Source organism: Brevibacterium pityocampae (assembly GCF_039541555.1).
Classification (GTDB): domain Bacteria; phylum Actinomycetota; class Actinomycetes; order Actinomycetales; family Brevibacteriaceae; genus Brevibacterium; species Brevibacterium pityocampae.
In genome coordinates, this window is record NZ_BAABGL010000008.1 from 22,909 (window position 1) to 42,071 (window position 19,163).

Genomic DNA, 19,163 nt, shown 5'->3' on the forward strand with positions numbered 1-19,163 from the left:
TGAGGAAAGCGAGGAAGGTGGATGCCGACGGTGACCCCGCCCCGCAGCCGCTCCTCGCAGTCCTCCTCCGGCCGGCCCGCTGGGCGGAAGGGCGCCGGTAGATCGGGCGCCGCCCGCCGGCCCGGCCTGTTCCGCCGCCGCGGGTCGAAGCCGCAGGGCCCCCCGGATCCGCGCCGGCGCATGGCCTGGCTCGTCGTCGCCTCACTCGCCGCCCTCCTCCTGCTCGCCGGCCGGCTCGTCGCGATCCAGGGCATGGACACGATGCGGCTCGCGCAGGAGGCGCTCGATTCGCGCCTCGTGTCCAAGCCGCTGCCGGCCGCCCGCGGGGTCATCACCGCTGCCGACGGCACTGTGCTCGCGGACAACGCGATGCGCTACCGCGTCGTCGTCGACCAGCAGAACATCGCCCGCTACGAGAATGCCGAGGGCGAGCTCGTGGGCGCGTGGGGGGCGGCACAGGCGATGGCCGGTCCGCTCGACACCGACCCCGGCCTGCTGCTGCCCGAGCTCGCCGGGGACAAGCTGTGGAACCCCGTCGCCGAGGGGCTGACGAGCGAGGTGTGGAACGAGATCGACGCGCTCGACATCCCCGGGGTGAGCATGGAGGAGTACTCCATCCGCACGTACCCGGCCGGCGCGGTCGGCGGCAACCTCATGGGCTTCACGGGTTCCGACGGCCAGGCGCTCGCCGGCCTCGAGCTCGAGTACGACGAGTCCCTCCAGGGCCGCGACGGCGAGCAGCAGTACGAGCGCGGCCTGGCCGGGGACATGATCCCGCTCGGCGACTCCAACCTCGTGCCCGCCCGCAACGGCACCGGGCTCCAGCTCACCATCGACCCGACCATCCAGTACTACGCGCAGCAGGCGATCGCCGACCAGGCCGCGGAGCACGACGCCGAATGGGCCTCCGTCGTCATCGAGGAGGTCGGCACCGGCCGGATCCTCGCCGCGGCCGAGGCGCCCAGCGTCGACCCCAACGACCCCGGAGCCGTCGACGCCGAGGACCGCGGGTCCCGGATCTTCACCGGGATGTTCGAACCCGGGTCGACGGCGAAGATGATCACCGCCGCCGCGCTCATCGAGGAGGGGCTCGTCACCCCGACCACCGAGTTCACCGTCCCCGATCGCTGGACGGCGCCCAACGACGAGGAGTTCCGCGACTCGAGCGAGCACCCCGATCAGCAGCTGACCTTCGCCGGGATCCTCATGAACTCCTCGAACACCGGCACCATCCTCGCCGGCGACAAGCTCTCCCTCGAGCAGCGCTACGACTACATGCACGACTTCGGCTTCGGCGAGGCCTCGGGCATCGAGTTCCCCGGCGCGACCGGCGGCATCCTCCACCCCTACGAGGAATGGGACGGGCGCACGAAGTACACCGTGATGTTCGGCCAGGGCATGTCCGGCACCGCCCTGCAGACGACCTCGGCGTTCGCGACGATCGCCAACGGGGGAGTGCGGATGCCCCTGCAGCTCGTGTCCGGCATGGTCGACGACTCCGGCACGGTCACCCCGGTCCCGCAGGGCGCCGGCACGCGGGTGGTGTCCGAGGACACCTCCGCGCAGGTGCTCAGCATGCTCGAGGCGACCGTCGTCGACGGCACCGGTGACAACGCCGCGGTGCCCGGCTACCGGGTGGGCGGCAAGACCGGCACCTCGCAGGCGCCCGCGGACTCCGGCGGCGGCTACGACGGCTACACCGCCTCGTTCGTCGGCGTCGCCCCGATCGAGGACCCGCGCATCGCCGTCTCGGTGACCTTGCAGCGGCCGCGCAAGGGCTACTACGGTGGATCGGCTGCGGCACCCGTGTTCTCCGACGTCGCCGGATTCACCCTGCGCCACCTGCGGGTCCCGCCCTCGACCACCGACCCCGAACTCCCCCCGGAGGAATGGAACTGATGCAGATCGCCGACCTCGGCCTGTCCCCGGACGTGCGCGTCCTCGGCGACCCGCAGCGCTCCGTCACCGGGGCCTCGCTCGACTCCCGCGCCGTCGCCCCCGGCGACCTCTACGCCGCGCTGCCGGGAGCGAACGTCCACGGCGCCCGCTTCGTCCCGGAGGTGCTCGCCCGCGGCGTGCGCGCGGTGCTCACCGATCCGGACGGCCTCGAGCTCGTCCGCACCGCGCTGGCCGAGGCGGGGGATGCCGACCTGCTCGAGGAGGCCACGGTGCTCGTCGTCGAGCGGCCGCGCGCCCACCTCGGCGCGCTCGCCGCCCGCCTCCACGGTACGGACCCGGCCCACCCGCAGCTGCTCGGCATCACCGGCACGAACGGCAAGACGACGACGACGTACATGCTCGACGGGCTGCTCACCGCGCTCGGCCGCACCACCGGCGTCATCGGCACCGTCGCCACACTCATCGCCGGGCAGCGCCAGTCCGCCGTGCGCACCACCCCGGAGGCCCCCGACCTCCACGCCCTGTTCGCCCGCATGCGCGCAGCCGGCGTCGACACCTGCGCGATGGAGGTGTCGTCCCACGCGCTGAGCCAGCACCGGGTCGACGGCGCGCGCTTCCGGGTCGTCGGATTCACCAACCTGTCCCAGGACCACCTCGACTTCCACGGGTCGATGGAGGAGTACTTCCGGGCCAAGGCGCAGCTCTTCACCCCCGGCTTCGCCGACACCGGGGTCGTCGTCCTCGCCGACGACTGGGCGCGCCGGCTCGCGGCGGAGTCCCCGATCCCGGTCGCGACGATCAGCCGCGACCCGTCCGACGCCCCCGACTACCTCGTCGCCGAGGAGTCCGCGGGCGCCTTCACGCTGCGCGGGGACGGGGTCGAGCTGCGCACCCGCTCCCCGCTGCCCGGCGCCTTCAACGTCCTCAACACCGCGCTCGCCCTCGCGATGCTGCTCGCCGCCGGGGTGGACGCGGCCGAGCTCGCCGGCCCCGCCCTCGAGTTCGCCGCGCCCGTGCCCGGCCGGATGGAGGTCGTGCACCCCGCGGACCCGCGCGTCATCGTCGACTACTCCCACACCCCCGACGCGATCGCCCAAGTGCTCGCCGGGCTCGACGACGGCCCCGGCCGGCTCGCGATCGTGCTCGGCGCCGGCGGGGACCGCGACCGCGGCAAGCGCGCGGCGATGGGCCGGGCCGCCGCGCAGGAGGCCGATGTCGTCATCGTCACCGACGACAACCCGCGCAGCGAGGACCCCGCGGCGATCCGCGCCGCCGTGCTCGCAGGCGTCGCGGAGGCCCGGTCCGCCGGCACCGCGCGGGTCGCTGAGGATGCGGTCGCGGAGATCGGACCGCGCGCGGACGCGATCGCCGCGGGCATCGACGCCGCCGGACCCGGCGGCACCCTGCTCATCGCGGGCAAGGGGCACGAGACGGGACAGGAGATCGCCGGGGTCGTCCACGACTTCGACGATCGTGAGCAGACACGCGCCGCACTCGCATCACGGGGCGGCGACATCGGAACCGGTAGAGTTCGGAAGTGATATGAAGCGATTCTCAGTCCATGAGGTGGCCACAGCCCTCAAAGGCGAACTCTACGGAATCTCCCCCGAGCAGGAGCTCAGCGGAGGAGTCGTCACCGACTCCCGCGAGGTCTCCCCGGGGGACATCTACGTGGCCCGGCGCGGGGAGACCGCCGACGGCCTCGACTACGCACCGGCCGCCCTCGAGGCGGGCGCCGCGCTCATCATCGCCGGGGCGGTGCCGACCGTCGACGGCGAGCACCTGCCGACGCTCCATGTCGCCGACGCCACCGCCGCGCTCGGCCGGCTCGCCCAGCTCAACGTCGAGGCGCTGCGCGCCGCGGGCGAGCTCACCGTCATCGCGATCACCGGCTCGGCCGGGAAGACGACGGTCAAGGACCTCACCGCCGACCTGCTCGCCGGGCACGCCGAGACCGTGTGGCCGCCGAACTCGTACAACAACGAGGTCGGGGTGCCCCTCACCGCGATCCGCGCCGACGAGTCGACCCGCTTCCTCGTCCTCGAGATGGGAGCCCGGTCGATCGGCAACCTCGAGTACCTCACCTCGCTCGTGCGCCCCGACATCGCCGTCGAGCTCAACGTCGGCACCGCCCACGGCGGCGTGTTCGGGTCGATCGAGAACACGGCCCGGGCCAAGTCCGAGCTCGTCGAATCGCTGATCTCCGGCGGCCGGGCCGTGCTCAACGCCGACGACCGGCGGGTCGCGGCGATGACCGAGGTGCTCGACCCCGGCGTCGGCGTGCTGTGGTTCAGCGCCGCCGGCAACGCCGAGCGCACCCCGGCGGTGCGCGCCACCGACATCGAGACGCACGCCTCCGGCCGCACCTCCTTCACCCTCCACCTGCCCGAGGAGGAGCCCGCGGCCGTCGAGCTCGCGCTGCTCGGCGAGCACCACGTCAACAACGCCCTCGCCGCGGCCGCCGTCGCCCACCTGTGCGGCATCCCCGCCCGCTCGATCGTCACCACCCTGGGCACCTCGGGCGCGGCGAGCCGCTGGCGGATGGAGCTCATCGACTCCCCGAGCGGCGTCACCGTGCTCAACGACGCCTACAACGCCAACCCCGACTCCATGCGGGCGAGCCTCAAGACGCTCGCCGCGATGGGCCGCGGCGACGACACCACCGGTCCGCGCCGCACCTTCGCCGTGCTCGGCGAGATGCTCGAGCTCGGGGAGGACTCCGTGGCCGAGCACGACGCCATCGGCCGGCTCGTCGTGCGCCTGAACATCCACCGCACGATCGCCGTGGGCGAGGGCGCCAAGCCGATCTACCAGGCCGCGAACCTCGAGGGCTCATGGGGCAACGAGGCGGTGTGGGTGTCGAGCCTCGCGGAGGCCCGTGAGCTCCTCAACGTCGAGCTCCAGCCCGGCGACATCGTCCTGTTCAAGTCCTCGCGCGACGCCGGGCTGCGCTATCTGGGCGACGAGATCGCCGGAGTGTCGGGCCAGCAATGATCGCCGTCATCCTCGCCGCGTGCCTGAGCCTGCTCATCACGCTCATCGGCACCCCGCTGTTCATCCGGGTCCTCGTCAAGCGCGGCTACGGCCAGTTCATCCGCGACGACGGACCGGAGACCCACGCGACCAAGCGCGGCACCCCGACGATGGGCGGCGTCGTCATCATCGGCGCCGCGCTCGTCTCCTACTTCCTCTCCCACCTGCTCACCGGTTCGATGCCGACGCCCTCGGGCGTGCTCGTCCTGTGGCTCGCCGCCGGGCTCGGCGCGGTCGGGTTCCTTGACGACTACATCAAGGTCTCCAAGCAGCGCTCGCTCGGTCTCAAGCCGGTCGGCAAGCTCGTGGGCCAGGGGTTCGTCGGCATCAGCTTCGCCGTCCTCGCCCTCCAGTTCCCCAACGAGTACGGGCAGACCCCGGCGTCGACGGCGATCTCCTTCGTCCGCGACACCGGCCTCGACCTCGCCTTCGCCGGCAGCATCGTCGGCCTCATCCTCTTCATCCTGTGGGCGAACCTCATCGTCACCGCGGTGTCGAACGCCGTCAACCTCACCGACGGCCTCGACGGGCTCGCCGCCGGGGCCGCCGGCGTCGTGTTCACCGGGTTCGTCATGATCACCACCTGGCAGTCGACCCAGAACTGCCACCTCATGAGCGAGATCCGCGACGGCTGCTACTACATGCGCGACCCGCGCGACCTCACCATCGTGGGCGCGGCGATGGCCGCGGCGTGCATCGGATTCCTGTGGTGGAACGCCTCCCCGGCGAAGATCTTCATGGGCGACACCGGCTCGCTCGCGATCGGCGGCGCGATCGCCGGGCTCGCGATCATGTCGCGCACCGAGCTCCTCCTCATCATCATGGGAGGCCTGTTCGTCCTCATCACGCTCAGCGTCATCATCCAGGTCGCATCCTTCAAGCTCACCGGCAAGCGGGTGTTCCGGATGGCCCCGCTCCAGCACCACTTCGAGCTCATCGGCTGGGCCGAGGTGACGATCGTCGTGCGCTTCTGGATCATCGCGCTGCTCTTCGTCGTGGCCGCGATCGGCCTGTTCTACGCGGAATGGGTGTCCCACCTTGCATGAGGCCCCCGCCCCGGCAGAGCTGCCGCCGATCGTCCCGCCCGGGGCGGTCGCCCTCGACTACCCGGACGCCGCGGCGATCCCCGCCGCCCTCCACGGGCCGGAGTCCTCGCTCGCCGGCCTCACCGTCGTCGTCACCGGGCTCGGCGTGTCCGGGTACCCGGCGGCCGTCCACCTCGCCGAGCGCGGGGCCGAGGTCATCGTCGTCGATGCCGACACCGTGCGCGACCGCAGCGAGCAGGAGGCGATCCTCGCGGTGTTCGACGTCGACATCCGACGCGGCCCCGAGCACGTCGAGGACCTGCCGCGCCCCCGCAGCGGCCGGACCCCCGACCTCGTCGTCACCTCGCCCGGCTGGCGGCCCGACCAGCCGCTGCTCCGCGCCGCCCGGACCGCCGGCATCCCCGTCATCGGCGAGGTCGAGCTCGCCTGGCGGGTGCGCGGTGCGAACGCCGCGCCCTGGCTCGTCGTCACCGGCACGAACGGCAAGACCACGACGACGACGATGCTCGAGGCGATGCTCCGGGCGGCCGGGATGAACGTGCGCGCCTGCGGCAACATCGGCGCCCCGCTGCTCGAAGCCGTGCTCGACCCGGAGGCGGAGGTCCTCGCGATCGAGCTGTCGAGCTTCCAGCTCCACTGGCAGTTCTCGATGTGCGCCGACGCCGCCGCGGTGCTCAACATCGCCGCCGACCACCTCGACTGGCACGGCAGCGCCGAGGCGTACGCCGCGGACAAGGGGCGCGCCTACACCAACGTCCGCACCGCCTGCGTGTACAACATCGAGGATCCCGCCACCCGCACCCTCGTCGAGGACGCCGAGGTCATCGCCGGGGCCCGCGCGATCGGCTTCACCCCCGGCATCCCCGCACCTGGCGAGCTCGGGGTGGTGGAGGACGCGCTCGTCGACCGCGCCTTCATCCCGCAGCGGTACTCCGCGGCCGCGGAGCTCGCCTCCCTCGCCGACGTCGCCCGCGCCTCGGGCCAGCCCGACCGCCCCGCCCCGCCCCACCAGATCGCGAACGCGCTCGCCGCCGCAGCGCTCGCGCGCGCCATCGGGGTGCCGCCGGCCGCGGTGCGCGACGGTCTGCGCGCCCACGCCGCCGGCGGTCACCGCCTCGCCCTCGTCGCCGAGTCCGGGGACGTGCGCTGGATCGACGACTCGAAGGCCACGAACCCGCATGCCGCCGATGCCGCGCTGCACGCCTTCGACCCGATCGTGTGGATCGCCGGGGGGCTGGCGAAGGGAGCGGACTACGACGCGCTCGTCGCCGCCCACGCCCACCGCCTGCGCGCCGTCGTCCTCATCGGCGCCGACCGCACGCCGCTGCGCACCACGCTCGCCGCCCGCGCCCCCGAGGTCCCCGTGCTCGAGGTCGACCTCCCCGCCGATCCCGCCGACACCGACCCCGCCGAGCGCGGCACCGCCGTGGCCGAGCGCGCCGTCGCCCTCGCCGCCTCCGCCGCGCAGGCCGGCGACACCGTGCTCCTCGCCCCGGCGGCGGCGAGCATGGACCAGTTCCTCGACTACGCCACCCGCGGCGAGCTGTTCGCGCGCGCGGTGCGCCGCGCCGCGGGGGCCTGATGAGCAGCCCCGGCAGGACCGCCCCGCGGACCGGGTCCGCGCAGGCCCGGAGCACCCGGCCGCAGGACTTCCTGCGCGGGGACACCGGGGTGCTCGCCGTGCTCCGGCGGATCCACGACCTCCCCGTGACGAGCTACTACCTCGTGCTCGCCGCGACCCTCGCGCTCACCGGGATCGGCCTGGTCATGGTGCTCTCGGCCTCCTCGATCACCTCGTACGCGGCCGGCGAGGGGTCCTCGTTCTCCGTCGTCGGCCGCCAGGCGGCTTTCGCCGTCGTCGGCCTGCTCTGCATGCTCGGCCTGTCCTTCGTGCCGCTGCGCGGCTGGCGGATGATCGCCCCGCTCGCGATCATCGTCGGCATCGCGCTCCAGGTGCTGCCGTTCATCCCCGGGCTCGGACGGACCGTCAACGGCTCGACGAGCTGGGTGTCGATCGGCGGCATCCAGGGCCAGCCCGCCGAGTTCGTCAAGGCCGCACTCGCACTGTGGCTCGGCGTGTTCCTCGCGAACAAGGCCCACCGGCTGCGCTCGCTCAAGGAGATGCTGCCCGCGGTGCTCGTCCTCATGACCGTCCTCGGCTTCATCCTCTACGGCCGCGACCTCGGCACCGGCCTCATCATCATGGGCCTCGCGCTCGGCGCGCTGTTCGTCGGGGGAGTGCCGTGGAGGCACTTCCTCGGTGCGCTCGCCATGATCGGTGCCGTCGTCGCCCTCATGGTCGTGACGAGTGCGAACCGGATGGCCCGCGTGCGCGCGATGCTCACCGGATCCGACTCCGCGGAGATGGATCCGCTGGGCCAGCACTGGCAGTCGAACCACGGCCTCTACGCGCTCGCCTCCGGCGGCTGGTTCGGGGTCGGACTCGGCGCCAGCCGCGAGAAGTGGTCCTGGCTGCCCGAGGCGCACAACGACTTCATCTTCGCGATCATCGGCGAGGAGCTCGGACTGCTCGGCTCCGTCGTCGTGCTCCTCCTCTTCGCCGCGCTCGGCTACGGCCTCGTGCGCATCATCATGCGCTCGCGCGACCGCTTCGTGCAGACCTCCACCGCCGCCGTATTCATGTGGATCGTCGGCCAGGCGGTCGTCAACATCGGCGTCGTCGCCGGCGTGCTGCCGGTCATCGGCGTCCCCCTGCCGCTCGTGTCCTACGGCGGCTCCGCACTGCTCGCCACCCTCATCGCGATCGGCATGGTGCTGTCCTTCGCCCGTGCCGAGGAGGGCGCCCGCGAGGCGATGCGCGCCCAGTCGAACCGCGTCCGCAGCTCCCTGGCCGTCCTCGCCCGCCGACCTGCCCGACAGAAGTGAGAACCCCATGCCCCTGACAGTCCTGTTCGCCGGCGGCGGCACCACCGGCCACATCTCGCCCATGCTCGCGATCGCCGACGACCTCGCCTTCCAGGTCCCCGACGCGCAGATCCTCATGCTCGGCACCGCCGAGGGACTCGAGACCCGGCTCGTGCCCGAGGCCGGCCACGAGCTCCTCACCATCGACAAGGTGCCCGCGCCGCGCCGGATCGACGCCGGCCTCGTCCGCTTCCCCGGCCGCCTCCTCGGCACCGTGTCCGCCGTCACCCGGATCATCCGCGAGCGCGGCGTCGACGTTGTCTGCGGCGTGGGCGGCTACGTGTCGACCCCGGCGTACCTCGCCGCGCGGCGCACCGGCACCCCGATCGTCGTCCACGAGGCCAATGCCCGCCCGGGGCTCGCCAACCGGCTCGGCGCCCGGCTCACCCCCCGGCGGCGCGTCGGCTACACCTTCGCGAGCACCCCGCTCACCGGCGAGCACGTCGGCATGCCGATGCGCTCGGCGATCGAGGCCGTCGACCGCACCGACCCGGCCGCCCGCGCCCGCGCCGCCGTCGCCCTGGGGCTCGACCCGCAGCGGCGCACCCTCGTCGTCACCGGGGGCTCGCTCGGCGCGCAGGCGATGAACGAGGCCTTCCGCGCCGCGATGCCCGAGCTCATGGCCGCCGGCCTCCAGATCCTCCACATCACCGGTGCCGGGAAGGGCGCCGATCTCGCCGCCGCCGCGGAGCGCTACCACGGCTACCACGTCGTCGACTACGTCGACGGGATGGAGAACGTCTACGCCGCCGCCGACCTCCTCATCTGCCGGGCCGGCGCGGGCACCGTCGCCGAGGCGACGACCGCGCAGGTGCCCGCGATCTACGTGCCCCTGCCGATCGGCAACGGCGAGCAGCGCCTCAACGCCGCCGACGCCGCGGCCGCCGGTGCCGCCGAGATCATCGAGAACGCCGACTTCACCGCCGAGAGCATCCGCACCCGGATCATCCCGCTGCTTACCGACGACGCTCGCCTGGAGGCGATGGAGCAGGCCGCCCGGAGCATGGTGTTCCCGCAGACCGCCGCCCGCACCATGGTCGCGATGATCCTCGACGCCGCCGGACTCGACCACCCGCACCGGCCCTACCCGCCCGAGCGGCGCACCCGCGACGAGCGGGCCCGCGGCGGCTCCGACTCCCCGACCACCGAACCACCCGACAGCGAGGGACACCCATGACCGAGGCCATTGTGCCGGCCGCCGAGCTCGGCCGCGTGCACTTCATCGGAATCGGCGGAGCCGGGATGTCCGGCATCGCCCGCATCATGCTCATGCGCGGGATGACCGTGACCGGCTCCGACGCCAAGGACTCGAGCGTCGTCACCACGCTGCGCGCCCAGGGGGCGGAGGTGGAGATCGGTCAGCGCGCGGAGAACGTCACCGGCGCGGACACCGTCGTCGTGTCCTCCGCGATCCGCGAGACCAATCCGGAGCTCGCCGCGGCGCGCGCCGCCGGCCTGCGGATCATCCACCGCTCGCAGGCGCTCGCCTCCCTCATGACCGATCGGCGGACCGTCGCGATCGCCGGCACCCACGGCAAGACGACGACGACCTCGATGACGACCGTCGTCCTCCAGGCCTGCGGGGCGGACCCCTCGTTCGTCATCGGCGGGGTGCTCACCGCGACCGGCACGAACGCCCACGACGGCACGGGCGACGTGTTCGTCGCCGAGGCCGACGAGTCCGACGGCTCCTTCCTCCTCTACGAGCCCGCCGTCGGGGTCATCACCAATGTCGAGGCCGACCACCTCGACCACTACGGCACCTGGGAGGCCGTCCGGCAGGCGTTCGTCGACTTCTGCTCCCGGGTCGCCGAGCGCGGCGGCACCGTCATCGTGTGCGCCGACGACCCCGGCTCCCGCGAGATCGGCGAGCACGCCCGCGCCGAGGGCGCCCGGGTGCTCCTCTACGGGCAGGCCGAGGACGCCGACGCCCGGATCGTCGGGATCCGCCCCGGACGCACCGGCGCGGAGTTCTCGCTCGTGCTCGACGGCACGGAGCACGGCCCGATCCGGCTCCGGCAGCCCGGCGAGTACAACGCGGCGAACGCCGCCGCCGCCCTCTGCGTGGCCGCGGAGCTCGGCTTCCCGCTGTCCGACGCGATCCTCGGCGTCGAATCCTTCGGCGGCACGCGCCGCCGGTTCGAGCTGCGCGGCACCGGGAGCGGGGTGCGGGTGTACGACGACTACGCCCACCACCCGACCGAGGTCGCAGCGGTGCTCACCGCCGCCCGCGAGGTCGTCGACCCCGGCGGGCGCGTCCACGTGATCTTCCAGCCGCACCTGTTCTCCCGCACCCAGAACTTCAAGGCGGAGTTCGGCCGTGCGCTCGGGATCGCCGACGACGTCGTCGTGCTCGACGTGTTCCCCGCCCGCGAGGACCCGATCCCCGGGGTCACCGGGGCGCTCATCGCGGCAGAGGTGCCCCACGAGGACGTCGTGTTCCTCGCCTCCTTCGCCGACGCCGTGCCCTACGTGCGCGAGCGCGTGCGGCCCGGAGACGTCGTCATCACCGCCGGCGCCGGCGACGTGACGCTCCTCGGCCCCGAGCTCGTGGCGGCCCTCGAAGCGTGAGCACCGCGAGCCTCGCCGACCGGCTCGCCGCCCGTCGGCGCGCCCGGATCGGGACCTGGGCGATCGTCGCCGGAGCGGCCCTCGCCGTGATCGGTCTCGCCGCCGTCGCCTGGTTCTCACCCGTGCTCGCGCTCGAGCGCGTCGAGGTCACCGGGACCGAGCTCACCGACCCGGACGCCGTCGCGGAGTACGTCACGGACGCGCACGCCGGCACCCCGCTGCCGCAGATCCGGCGTGGCCGGCTCGAGGAGGCGATCGTCGCGGAGTTCCCCAAGGCGGACACCGTGACGGTGAGCTGGGCCGGGCCGCGGGCGCTCGCCGTCGAGGTCAGCGACCGGCAGCCGGTGCTCTCCGTGCCCGCCGGGGATGCCTTCGAGCGCTATGACATCACCGGGCGCATCATCGACAGGGTGCCGGAGGCGCCCGACGGCCTGCCCGTGCTCGGGCTCGCCGAGGGCGCGGACGCACCCGCCGCGGTCGGGGCCGCCGTCGCCTTCATCGACGCGGTGCCCGCCGCGCAGCGGGAGCACATCACCTCGATGCGCGCCGGCTCCGACCAGGACCTGCGGATGCTGTACGACCACGAGGGCACCGAGGTCACCGTGCACTTCGGCTCCCCGGAGGACACCGCCCGGAAGTTCGAGGTCGCGCTCGCCCTCATGCGCACCGGGGCAACGGAGATCGACGTGTCCGTGCCGGAGGTGCCCGTCACCCGCTGAGCCGCCCGCCGGCGGGCGGGCGGACATTTCTCGATCCCCGGCGGACACACCGGGGGCAGTGGTTGCACCCGGGCTGCGATCCCCATAGCGTCGGGTCGAAGGCAAAATCGCCGGAGCGCCCGCTCGCGGGCCAGATGCGTCGAAAGAGGAACCGACTTGGCTGAATTCCCACAATCCGGAGCGGACATCAAAGTCGCCGGCACCGGCGGCGGCGGAGTCAACGCTGTCCAGCGGATGATCGACGTCGGTCTGCGCGGTGTCGAATTCATCGCGATCAACACCGACGCCCAGGCGCTCCTCCTGTCGGAGGCCGACCTCAAGCTCGAGATCGGCCGTGATCTCACCCGCGGCCTCGGCGCCGGCGCGGACCCGGAGATCGGCCGGAAGGCCGCGGAGGACTCCGAGGAGGCCATCGAGGAGGCGCTCGAGGGCGCCGACATGGTCTTCGTCACCGCCGGCGAGGGCGGCGGCACCGGCACCGGCGCGGCTCCCGTCGTGGCGCGCATCGCCCGCTCGCTCGGCGCTCTCACCATCGGCGTCGTCACCCGACCATTCACCTTCGAGGGGCGTCGCCGCTCGGCCCAGGCCGAAGCCGGCATCGCCGCGCTCCGCGAAGAGGTCGACACCCTCATCGTCATCCCGAACGACCGGCTGCTGTCGATCTCGGACCGCAACGTCTCCGTGCTCGAAGCGTTCCAGTCCGCCGACGAGGTGCTGCGCTCCGGCGTGCAGGGCATCACCGACCTGATCTCCACCCCCGGCATGATCAACCTCGACTTCGCCGACGTGAAGTCGGTCATGCAGAACGCCGGCACCGCCCTCATGGGAATCGGCTCCGCGGTCGGCGAGGACCGTGCGGTCCAGGCCGCCGAGGCCGCGATCGCCTCGCCGCTGCTCGAAGCGAGCATCGAGGGTGCGCACGGGGTGCTGCTGAGCATCCAGGGCGGCTCCGACCTCGGCCTGTTCGAGATCAACGAGGCCGCGCGCCTCGTCCAGGAGGCCGCGCACCCGGAGGCGAACATCATCTTCGGCACCGTGATCGACGACAACCTCGGCGACGAGTGCCGGATCACCGTGATCGCCGCGGGCTTCGACTCGCAGGTCGGGGACGCCCCCGAGCCGGCCGGTCGTCCCGCCGTCGTCGAGCCCGAGCCCGAGGCCCCCGCCGCGGAATCCGCGCCCGCCGCCGAGCGCGGCCAGGACCTCCCGCAGCAGGACCGCTTCCAGCAGGACCGGCCCGCCGCAGTCCAGCAGGACTCCGAGGTCCCGTCCTCGCTCCCGGAGGAGCAGCGCCCGTCCCGGTTCGACAACTCGGATCTGGACATCCCGGACTTCCTCAAGTGACCGGGATCGTCTGAGGCCGTCCCGTGCTGCAGAGCCGCTTCGTCCTGGCGGGTGATCGCTTCACCGCGCACGCCGCCTTCACCGACAGGCGGGGCGGCTACAGCGCCGCTCCCTTCGACTCCTTCAACCTCGCCCGCCCCGTGGGCGATACCGAGGAGCACGTCGCGGCGAACCGGAGCATGCTCGCCACCGTCCTCCAGCTCCAGGCCGACCGCCTGAGCTTCGTCTCCCAGGTCCACGGCACCGCGGTGCACCGCCTGGACCTCCCGGACCCGAGCGCCTCCGTGCCGACCGCACCCGTCATCGCCGACGCGCAGATCACGACCAGCGCCGACCTCGGGCTCGTCGTCCAGGTCGCCGACTGCACGCCCGTCCTCCTCGCCGACGTCGATGCCGGGGTCATCGCCGCCGTGCACGCCGGCCGCAAGGGCATGGCCGACGGGGTCGTGCCCGCGACCCTCGAGGCGATGGGGGCCGCCGGCGCCGAACGCATCACCGCCGTCATCGGCCCCTCGATCTGCCCGCGCTGCTACGAGGTGCCCGCGGAGCTGCGTGCCGAGGTCGCGGCCGCCGAACCCGTGACCGCCTCGGTGTCGGCCCACGGAACCCCGGCTCTCGACGTCGCCGCCGGCGTGGCGGAGCAGCTGCGCCGGGCAGGTGCCGCGATCCACCAGTGGGTGCCCATCTGCACCGCGGAGGACCCTGCGCTCTACTCCTACCGGCGCGAGGGCGTGACCGGCCGGTTCGCCGGCGTGGTCTGGCTCCAGGCGCACTGACCCCGGTTCGGCGGTGCACCGGGCGCACTCCCACCCTCGACACACCCGCGCACCCTCCCGCGATCCGGTCGCCGACTGCGCTAGTTTCGGATCGAGGGAGACTCAGCGCAGACGCACCTGCGACACGAACCGCGAACCACGAGGAGACGACATGTCCGCTCTCAAGAAGATCGGCACCTACCTGGGCTTCGTCGAGGACGATATCGACGAGCCGCACACCCGCCACCAGCGCAGCACCGTCGAGACCGACGACCACGCCGACGAGTACGGCGTCGAGGACTACGACGTCGTCGAGTACGAGGAGCCCGCCGCAGTGACCCCCATCCGCGCTTCCGTGCGCCCTGTCGAATCAGCGCCGGCCTCGGCCATGCAGCGCATCCAGACGATCCACCCCCGCAGCTACAACGACGCCAAGGCGATCGGCACCGCGTTCCGCGACGGCATCCCGGTGATCATGAATCTGTCCGCGATGGACGAGGCCAACTCGAAGCGCCTCGTCGACTTCTCCGCCGGCCTGATCTTCGGGCTGCGCGGCTCCATCGAGAAGGTCACGAACAGCGTCTTCCTCCTCACCCCGGAGAACATCGAGGTGTCGACGGAGAACGAGGGCGCCGGCGACATGCAGGCGAGCTTCTTCAACCAGAGCTGAACCCGCACGCCACCCGAGGGCTCGCTGGGAGAAGCGGGTCGCGGTTCCGGTTTCCTCCGACGGCGGTCTACCCTGGTGGGGTAGACCGCCGTCGTCCATCCCATACGAAAGAGGTTCGACTCGCCCGTGGGCATCATCTTCCATCTCCTGGCGACGCTCCTGAGCCTGTACGTGTACGTGCTGCTCGCCCGGGTCGTCATCGACCTCATCCAGGTGTTCTCGCGCGATTGGCGCCCCACCGGTTTCGTGCTCGTGCTGTGCGAGGTCGTCTACACGCTCACCGATCCGCCGGTCAAGCTCATGCGCCGTATCATCCCGCCCGTGCGGCTCGGGCAGATCTCGCTCGACCTCGGCTTCATCGTCGTGTTCATCCTCGTCCAGGTGCTCGCCGGCGCGCTTCGGGTGGCCGGCAACTCCTTCCTCTGAGCCGGATGCAGGGTGTCCCCGCTCGGCGGTGCGTCGTAACCGTTCCGTGACCGAAACACGGGTCTTCGCCCACGGCGTTCCGATGCGGAAAGCCGCTGAACACGACAACACTGCGGGGCATGGGATACAGTTGCCCTGTTGCCTGTTGTATAACAGACTTGTAAAGAACATCATTGTCGACCGAAGGTGGCCTCATGGCGCTTACGCCTGAAGACGTAGTAAACAAGCGGTTCCAGCACGTGAAGTTCCGCGACGGGTACGACCAGGACGAGGTCGACGATTTCCTCGACGAGGTCGTCGTCGAGTTCCGCCGTCTCTACCAGGAGAACGACGAGCTCCGTCAGAAGCTGTCGGCCGCCGAGCAGCGCGTCAACGAACTGTCGCAGGGCGGATCCGCGCCGGCCTCGAACTCGAAGCCGGAGCCGGCCGTCGACCCGCAGGCCACCCAGGCGATGCCCGCAGCCGTGCCCGGCAACGAGCCCAAGGCCGAGGAGCGCCCCGAGCCCAAGTCGCAGACGCAGGCCTCGCCGCTCGTCGCGCCGCAGGGACCGGCGCCGCAGGCGTCCGCCCCGGCCCAGCAGCAGCCAGCACCCGTCGAGGAGCCCAAGCCCGCCGCTCCCGCACCGGAGCCGGATTCGTCCGCAGGTGCTGCTCGGCCCGCCGCCGCCGGTGCAGTTGCCACGTCCGGTGGATCCGAGCAGGACGCCCACGGCCTCATCGCGCTGGCGCAGCGCCTCCACGACGAGCACCTCGCCGAGGGCGAGCGCACCCGTGACCGCCTCATCGCCGACGCGGAGAAGAAGGCTCAGGAGATCGTCGGAGACGCGGAGAAGAAGCGCGACGACACCCTGCGTCACCTCGAGACCGAGAAGGCCAACCTCGAGCGCGAGATCGACGGCCTGCAGAACTTCGAGCGTCAGTACCGCACCCGTCTCAAGAGCTACCTCGGCGATCAGCTGCGCGAGCTCGAGAACTCCGGGTCCCTGGCTCCGGAGACGCTGGGCGGCAACAAGCTCGGGAATTCCCCGCAGCACTCGATCTGAGCCGCACCCCGGTTCGGTCAGCAGCGACGCGACGGCGTCGGCGAGCACGGCTCGCCGACGCCGTCCGCTGTTCCCCGGTGCGGTCCGGCACTGTTCCCAAGCCGGGCGCGGGAGCCTAGGGTGGGACCATGGTCGACTTCCACGATTTCAGCGCCGCGGTCCTCGCCCGGTCCCGGGACCACGATTCCCGGGTCGAAGCGCATGAGAGCCGCTACCGCAACCTCGAGCCGGCCTCGGCCCGCCTGCTCGCCGACCTGGTCTGCGGCCTGCGTGCGGAGAACGTGCTCGAGGTCGGCACCTCGAACGGGTACTCGACGATGTGGATCGCCCAGGCGCTGCCGCCCGGCGGGCGGATCCTCACCATCGACAACCACCCCGGGCGGGCCGCAGAGGCCGCCGGGCACTTCGCCGAGGTCGGCCTCGAGGCGCAGATCGAGCAGCGGGTCGGCGACGCGGGGGAGGAGCTCGCCGCGATCCACGGCTCCTTCGACCTGATCTTCCTCGATTCGGATCGCACGGCCTACCTCGACTACCTGCCGCAGATCCTGCGGCTGCTCGACGGGCTGCTCGTCGTCGACAACGTCATCTCCCACGAGCACGAGACCGCCGACTTCGCAGCCGCCCTGCGCGAGACGCCCGGGTTCGCTGTGCTCATGCTCGCCGTCGGCAAGGGTCTGCTCCTCGCCCAGCGCTCCGCCGAGTACTAGCCAGGGCGGTTCGGCCGCTAGACTGGGGAGCCGAATCGATCGCCGCCCGACCCGAGGAGACCCCACGGCCGTGAGCACCGCACCCCCCACCGGCAGGAGAGGGCTCCTCGTCGGAACGCTGTTCGCGATCGCCGCCGCCGTCATCGTGCTCGACCAGGTCACCAAGCAGATCGCGATCGCGACGCTCGAGGGCCGGCCCTCGATCCCCGTGATCGGCGAGCTCGCCGGCTTCACCTTCTACCGCAACCCGGGAGCGGCGTTCGGGATGGGCGCGAACTCGACGTGGATCTTCGCCGTCATCGCGATCATCGTGCTCGTCGGGATCCTGTTCGCCAGTCGGCGGCTGGGCTCGCGCGCCTGGAGCTGCGGCCTCGGCCTCCTCCTCGGCGGTCTCACCGGCAACCTCCTCGACCGCCTGTTCCGGCCGCCGGGATTCTTCCACGGCGCCGTCGTCGACTTCATCGACCTCTCGCTCTTCATCTGCAACATCGCAGACATCGCGATCTCGGCCGCCGCCGTCGTCATCGTGCTCACCACCCTGCGCGGCATCGGCCTCGACGGCACGCTCGACACCGCCTCCGGTCCGGCCGCCGACGACCAGACGAAGGAGCAGGTGTGACCCAGCGTTCGATGTTCGTGCCCGAGGGCCTCGAGGGGGAGCGGGTCGACACCGCCCTGAGCCGGATGCTCGGGCTGTCGCGCTCCGCCGCCGCGGCGATCGCCGCCGCCGGTGACGTCCACGTCGACGGCACGGTCGTCGGGAAGTCCGAACGGGTGAGCGCCGGGGCCCGCATCGACATCGTCATGCCGGAGCCGGCGAAACCGCTGGAGATCGTCGCCGAACCCGTCGAGGGGATGCGCGTGATCTACGACGACGATGCCTTCGTCGTCGTCGACAAGCCCGTCGGGGTCGCCGCCCACGCCGCCGCCGGCTGGAAGGGCCCGACGGTGATCGGCGGGCTCGCGGCCGCCGGCTACGACATCGCCACCTCGGGCGCGGCCGAGCGGCAGGGGATCGTCCACCGCCTCGACGTCGGCACCTCGGGCGTCATGGTGGTCGCCAAGGGCGAGCACGCCTACTCGGTGCTCAAGCGGGCGTTCAAGGAGCGCACCGTGGCCAAGACCTACCACGCGCTCGTGCAGGGCCTGCCGGACCCGGTCGTCGGCACGATCGAGGCGCCGATCGGCCGGAACCCGCGCCGCGACGGGCTCTACGCCGTGCTCACCGACGGCAAGCACGCCGTCACCCACTACGAGGTCCTCGAGGCCTACCGCTCGGCGACTCTGCTCGAGGTCCGGCTCGAGACCGGCCGGACCCACCAGATCCGCGTCCACATGGCCGCCACCAAGCACCCCTGCGCCGGGGACCTGCCCTACGGCGCGGACCCCGTGCTCGCCGGCAAGCTCGGACTCGAGCGCCAGTGGCTGCACGCGGTGCGGCTCGGCTTCACCCATCCGGAGACCGGGGAGTTCGTCGAGTTCGAGAGCAGCTATCCCGAGGATCTGCAGACCGCGCTCGACCGCCTGCGCCGCGCCCAGGGCTGACGGGGCGCCCGTGGACCGGCTGTTCGCGATCGGCCTCGTCGTCGTCATCGGCGGTCTGTTCCTCGCCGCGGTCGCCGGCCTCGCGGTCCTCGGTGTGATGCTGCGCCGGCACCGCGAGCGGCGCCTCGACCCCGCCTTCGTCGGGGCGCCGGTGGCCCACGGCACCGTGACCGAGCAGACCTTCCGGGGGCGGATCAGCAACGAGGCCTACGAGCACCTCATCGTCTACGACGTCCGGCTCCCCGACGGCCGCACGTTCCGCGGCTGGGAGATCAAGCACCTCGCCCGGTGGCAGAGATCACGATTCGCCCCCGGCACCGAGCACCCGGTCGCCTGGCGCCCGGGAACGGGCGACGAGGTGCGCGCGATCGTCCGCTGAACGGACCGCGCAGGGGAGTCGGGAGCACCCCCGTGTCCGTGATCGGCGGTACCCTGGGACGAGCACAATCCGAGGCCGGGAAGAGGGATCCGTGAGCAGCG

Annotated in this window: 18 protein-coding genes; all 18 read left to right on the top strand. The window is 72.3% G+C overall.

Annotation, left to right across the window (positions count from 1 at the left end; translation table 11 throughout):
• Nucleotides 1-21 precede the first annotated feature (21 nt).
• The 18 genes from ABD883_RS07915 to ABD883_RS08000 all read left to right on the top strand — a co-directional run bounded on the left by ABD883_RS07915 (nt 22) and on the right by ABD883_RS08000 (nt 19,062).
• Nucleotides 22-1,899: a peptidoglycan D,D-transpeptidase FtsI family protein gene (locus ABD883_RS07915; protein WP_345031220.1), complete on the top strand. Its 1,878-nt coding sequence runs from the start codon at nt 22-24 to the stop codon at nt 1,897-1,899.
• Nucleotides 1,899-3,440, top strand: a complete 1,542-nt coding sequence (locus ABD883_RS07920; RefSeq protein WP_345031223.1) for a UDP-N-acetylmuramoyl-L-alanyl-D-glutamate--2,6-diaminopimelate ligase — start codon at nt 1,899-1,901, stop codon at nt 3,438-3,440. The genes ABD883_RS07915 and ABD883_RS07920 overlap by 1 nt, the downstream gene beginning before the upstream one ends.
• 1 nt (nt 3,441) lies before the next feature.
• The gene (locus ABD883_RS07925; RefSeq protein ID WP_345031225.1) at nt 3,442-4,893 is read left to right on the top strand and encodes a UDP-N-acetylmuramoyl-tripeptide--D-alanyl-D-alanine ligase; all 1,452 of its coding nucleotides are present in this window, start codon (nt 3,442-3,444) and stop codon (nt 4,891-4,893) included.
• The gene (gene mraY / locus ABD883_RS07930; protein WP_295690768.1) at nt 4,890-5,978 is read left to right on the top strand and encodes a phospho-N-acetylmuramoyl-pentapeptide-transferase; all 1,089 of its coding nucleotides are present in this window, start codon (nt 4,890-4,892) and stop codon (nt 5,976-5,978) included. Before ABD883_RS07925 ends, mraY begins: the two co-directional genes overlap by 4 nt.
• A complete protein-coding gene (murD, locus tag ABD883_RS07935; protein WP_345031229.1) occupies nt 5,971-7,560 on the top strand; it encodes a UDP-N-acetylmuramoyl-L-alanine--D-glutamate ligase in 1,590 nt (529 codons plus the stop codon). Before mraY ends, murD begins: the two co-directional genes overlap by 8 nt.
• Entirely contained in the window at nt 7,560-8,864 is a 1,305-nt protein-coding gene (gene ftsW, locus ABD883_RS07940; RefSeq protein WP_295687465.1) for a putative lipid II flippase FtsW, read from the top strand. Before murD ends, ftsW begins: the two co-directional genes overlap by 1 nt.
• A gap of 7 nt (nt 8,865-8,871) precedes the next feature.
• Entirely contained in the window at nt 8,872-10,080 is a 1,209-nt protein-coding gene (locus ABD883_RS07945) for a UDP-N-acetylglucosamine--N-acetylmuramyl-(pentapeptide) pyrophosphoryl-undecaprenol N-acetylglucosamine transferase (protein WP_175406974.1), read from the top strand.
• Nucleotides 10,077-11,474 (top strand): UDP-N-acetylmuramate--L-alanine ligase, encoded by a 1,398-nt coding sequence (gene murC / locus ABD883_RS07950; RefSeq protein ID WP_137319955.1) that lies wholly within the window; start codon nt 10,077-10,079, stop codon nt 11,472-11,474. Before ABD883_RS07945 ends, murC begins: the two co-directional genes overlap by 4 nt.
• Nucleotides 11,471-12,193: a cell division protein FtsQ gene (locus ABD883_RS07955; protein WP_295687458.1), complete on the top strand. Its 723-nt coding sequence runs from the start codon at nt 11,471-11,473 to the stop codon at nt 12,191-12,193. Before murC ends, ABD883_RS07955 begins: the two co-directional genes overlap by 4 nt.
• 156 nt (nt 12,194-12,349) lie before the next feature.
• Nucleotides 12,350-13,537, top strand: a complete 1,188-nt coding sequence (gene ftsZ / locus ABD883_RS07960) for a cell division protein FtsZ (protein WP_137319953.1) — start codon at nt 12,350-12,352, stop codon at nt 13,535-13,537.
• A gap of 23 nt (nt 13,538-13,560) precedes the next feature.
• Entirely contained in the window at nt 13,561-14,313 is a 753-nt protein-coding gene (pgeF, locus tag ABD883_RS07965) for a peptidoglycan editing factor PgeF (RefSeq protein WP_345031238.1), read from the top strand.
• 151 nt (nt 14,314-14,464) lie between these two features.
• Nucleotides 14,465-14,962: a cell division protein SepF gene (locus tag ABD883_RS07970; RefSeq protein WP_137319951.1), complete on the top strand. Its 498-nt coding sequence runs from the start codon at nt 14,465-14,467 to the stop codon at nt 14,960-14,962.
• Nucleotides 14,963-15,088: 126 nt separating this feature from the next.
• Nucleotides 15,089-15,388: a YggT family protein gene (locus ABD883_RS07975; RefSeq protein WP_137319950.1), complete on the top strand. Its 300-nt coding sequence runs from the start codon at nt 15,089-15,091 to the stop codon at nt 15,386-15,388.
• A gap of 194 nt (nt 15,389-15,582) precedes the next feature.
• Nucleotides 15,583-16,431, top strand: a complete 849-nt coding sequence (locus ABD883_RS07980) for a DivIVA domain-containing protein (RefSeq protein ID WP_345031241.1) — start codon at nt 15,583-15,585, stop codon at nt 16,429-16,431.
• A 128-nt stretch (nt 16,432-16,559) separates the two neighbouring features.
• Nucleotides 16,560-17,138 carry an O-methyltransferase gene (locus tag ABD883_RS07985; RefSeq protein ID WP_345031244.1) on the top strand — a complete coding sequence of 193 codons (579 nt, stop codon included), beginning with the start codon at nt 16,560-16,562 and terminating at the stop codon, nt 17,136-17,138.
• Nucleotides 17,139-17,208: 70 nt separating this feature from the next.
• Nucleotides 17,209-17,757: a signal peptidase II gene (locus ABD883_RS07990; RefSeq protein WP_137319947.1), complete on the top strand. Its 549-nt coding sequence runs from the start codon at nt 17,209-17,211 to the stop codon at nt 17,755-17,757.
• Complete coding sequence (locus ABD883_RS07995) at nt 17,754-18,683, top strand: RluA family pseudouridine synthase (RefSeq protein WP_345031247.1); 930 nt, start codon at nt 17,754-17,756, stop codon at nt 18,681-18,683. The genes ABD883_RS07990 and ABD883_RS07995 overlap by 4 nt, the downstream gene beginning before the upstream one ends.
• A 10-nt stretch (nt 18,684-18,693) precedes the next feature.
• Entirely contained in the window at nt 18,694-19,062 is a 369-nt protein-coding gene (locus ABD883_RS08000) for a hypothetical protein (RefSeq protein ID WP_345031250.1), read from the top strand.
• Nucleotides 19,063-19,163: the final 101 nt, after the last annotated feature.

Coding starts and splice junctions, on each gene's coding strand:
- ABD883_RS07970 (WP_137319951.1), top strand. CDS start 14,465: ATGTCCGCTCTCAAGAAGATCGGCACCTACCTGGGCTTCGTCGAGGAC.
- murC (WP_137319955.1), top strand. CDS start 10,077: ATGACCGAGGCCATTGTGCCGGCCGCCGAGCTCGGCCGCGTGCACTTC.
- ABD883_RS07915 (WP_345031220.1), top strand. CDS start 22: ATGCCGACGGTGACCCCGCCCCGCAGCCGCTCCTCGCAGTCCTCCTCC.
- ABD883_RS07980 (WP_345031241.1), top strand. CDS start 15,583: ATGGCGCTTACGCCTGAAGACGTAGTAAACAAGCGGTTCCAGCACGTG.
- ABD883_RS07985 (WP_345031244.1), top strand. CDS start 16,560: ATGGTCGACTTCCACGATTTCAGCGCCGCGGTCCTCGCCCGGTCCCGG.
- ftsW (WP_295687465.1), top strand. CDS start 7,560: ATGAGCAGCCCCGGCAGGACCGCCCCGCGGACCGGGTCCGCGCAGGCC.
- mraY (WP_295690768.1), top strand. CDS start 4,890: ATGATCGCCGTCATCCTCGCCGCGTGCCTGAGCCTGCTCATCACGCTC.
- ABD883_RS07925 (WP_345031225.1), top strand. CDS start 3,442: ATGAAGCGATTCTCAGTCCATGAGGTGGCCACAGCCCTCAAAGGCGAA.
- ABD883_RS07920 (WP_345031223.1), top strand. CDS start 1,899: ATGCAGATCGCCGACCTCGGCCTGTCCCCGGACGTGCGCGTCCTCGGC.
- ABD883_RS07945 (WP_175406974.1), top strand. CDS start 8,872: ATGCCCCTGACAGTCCTGTTCGCCGGCGGCGGCACCACCGGCCACATC.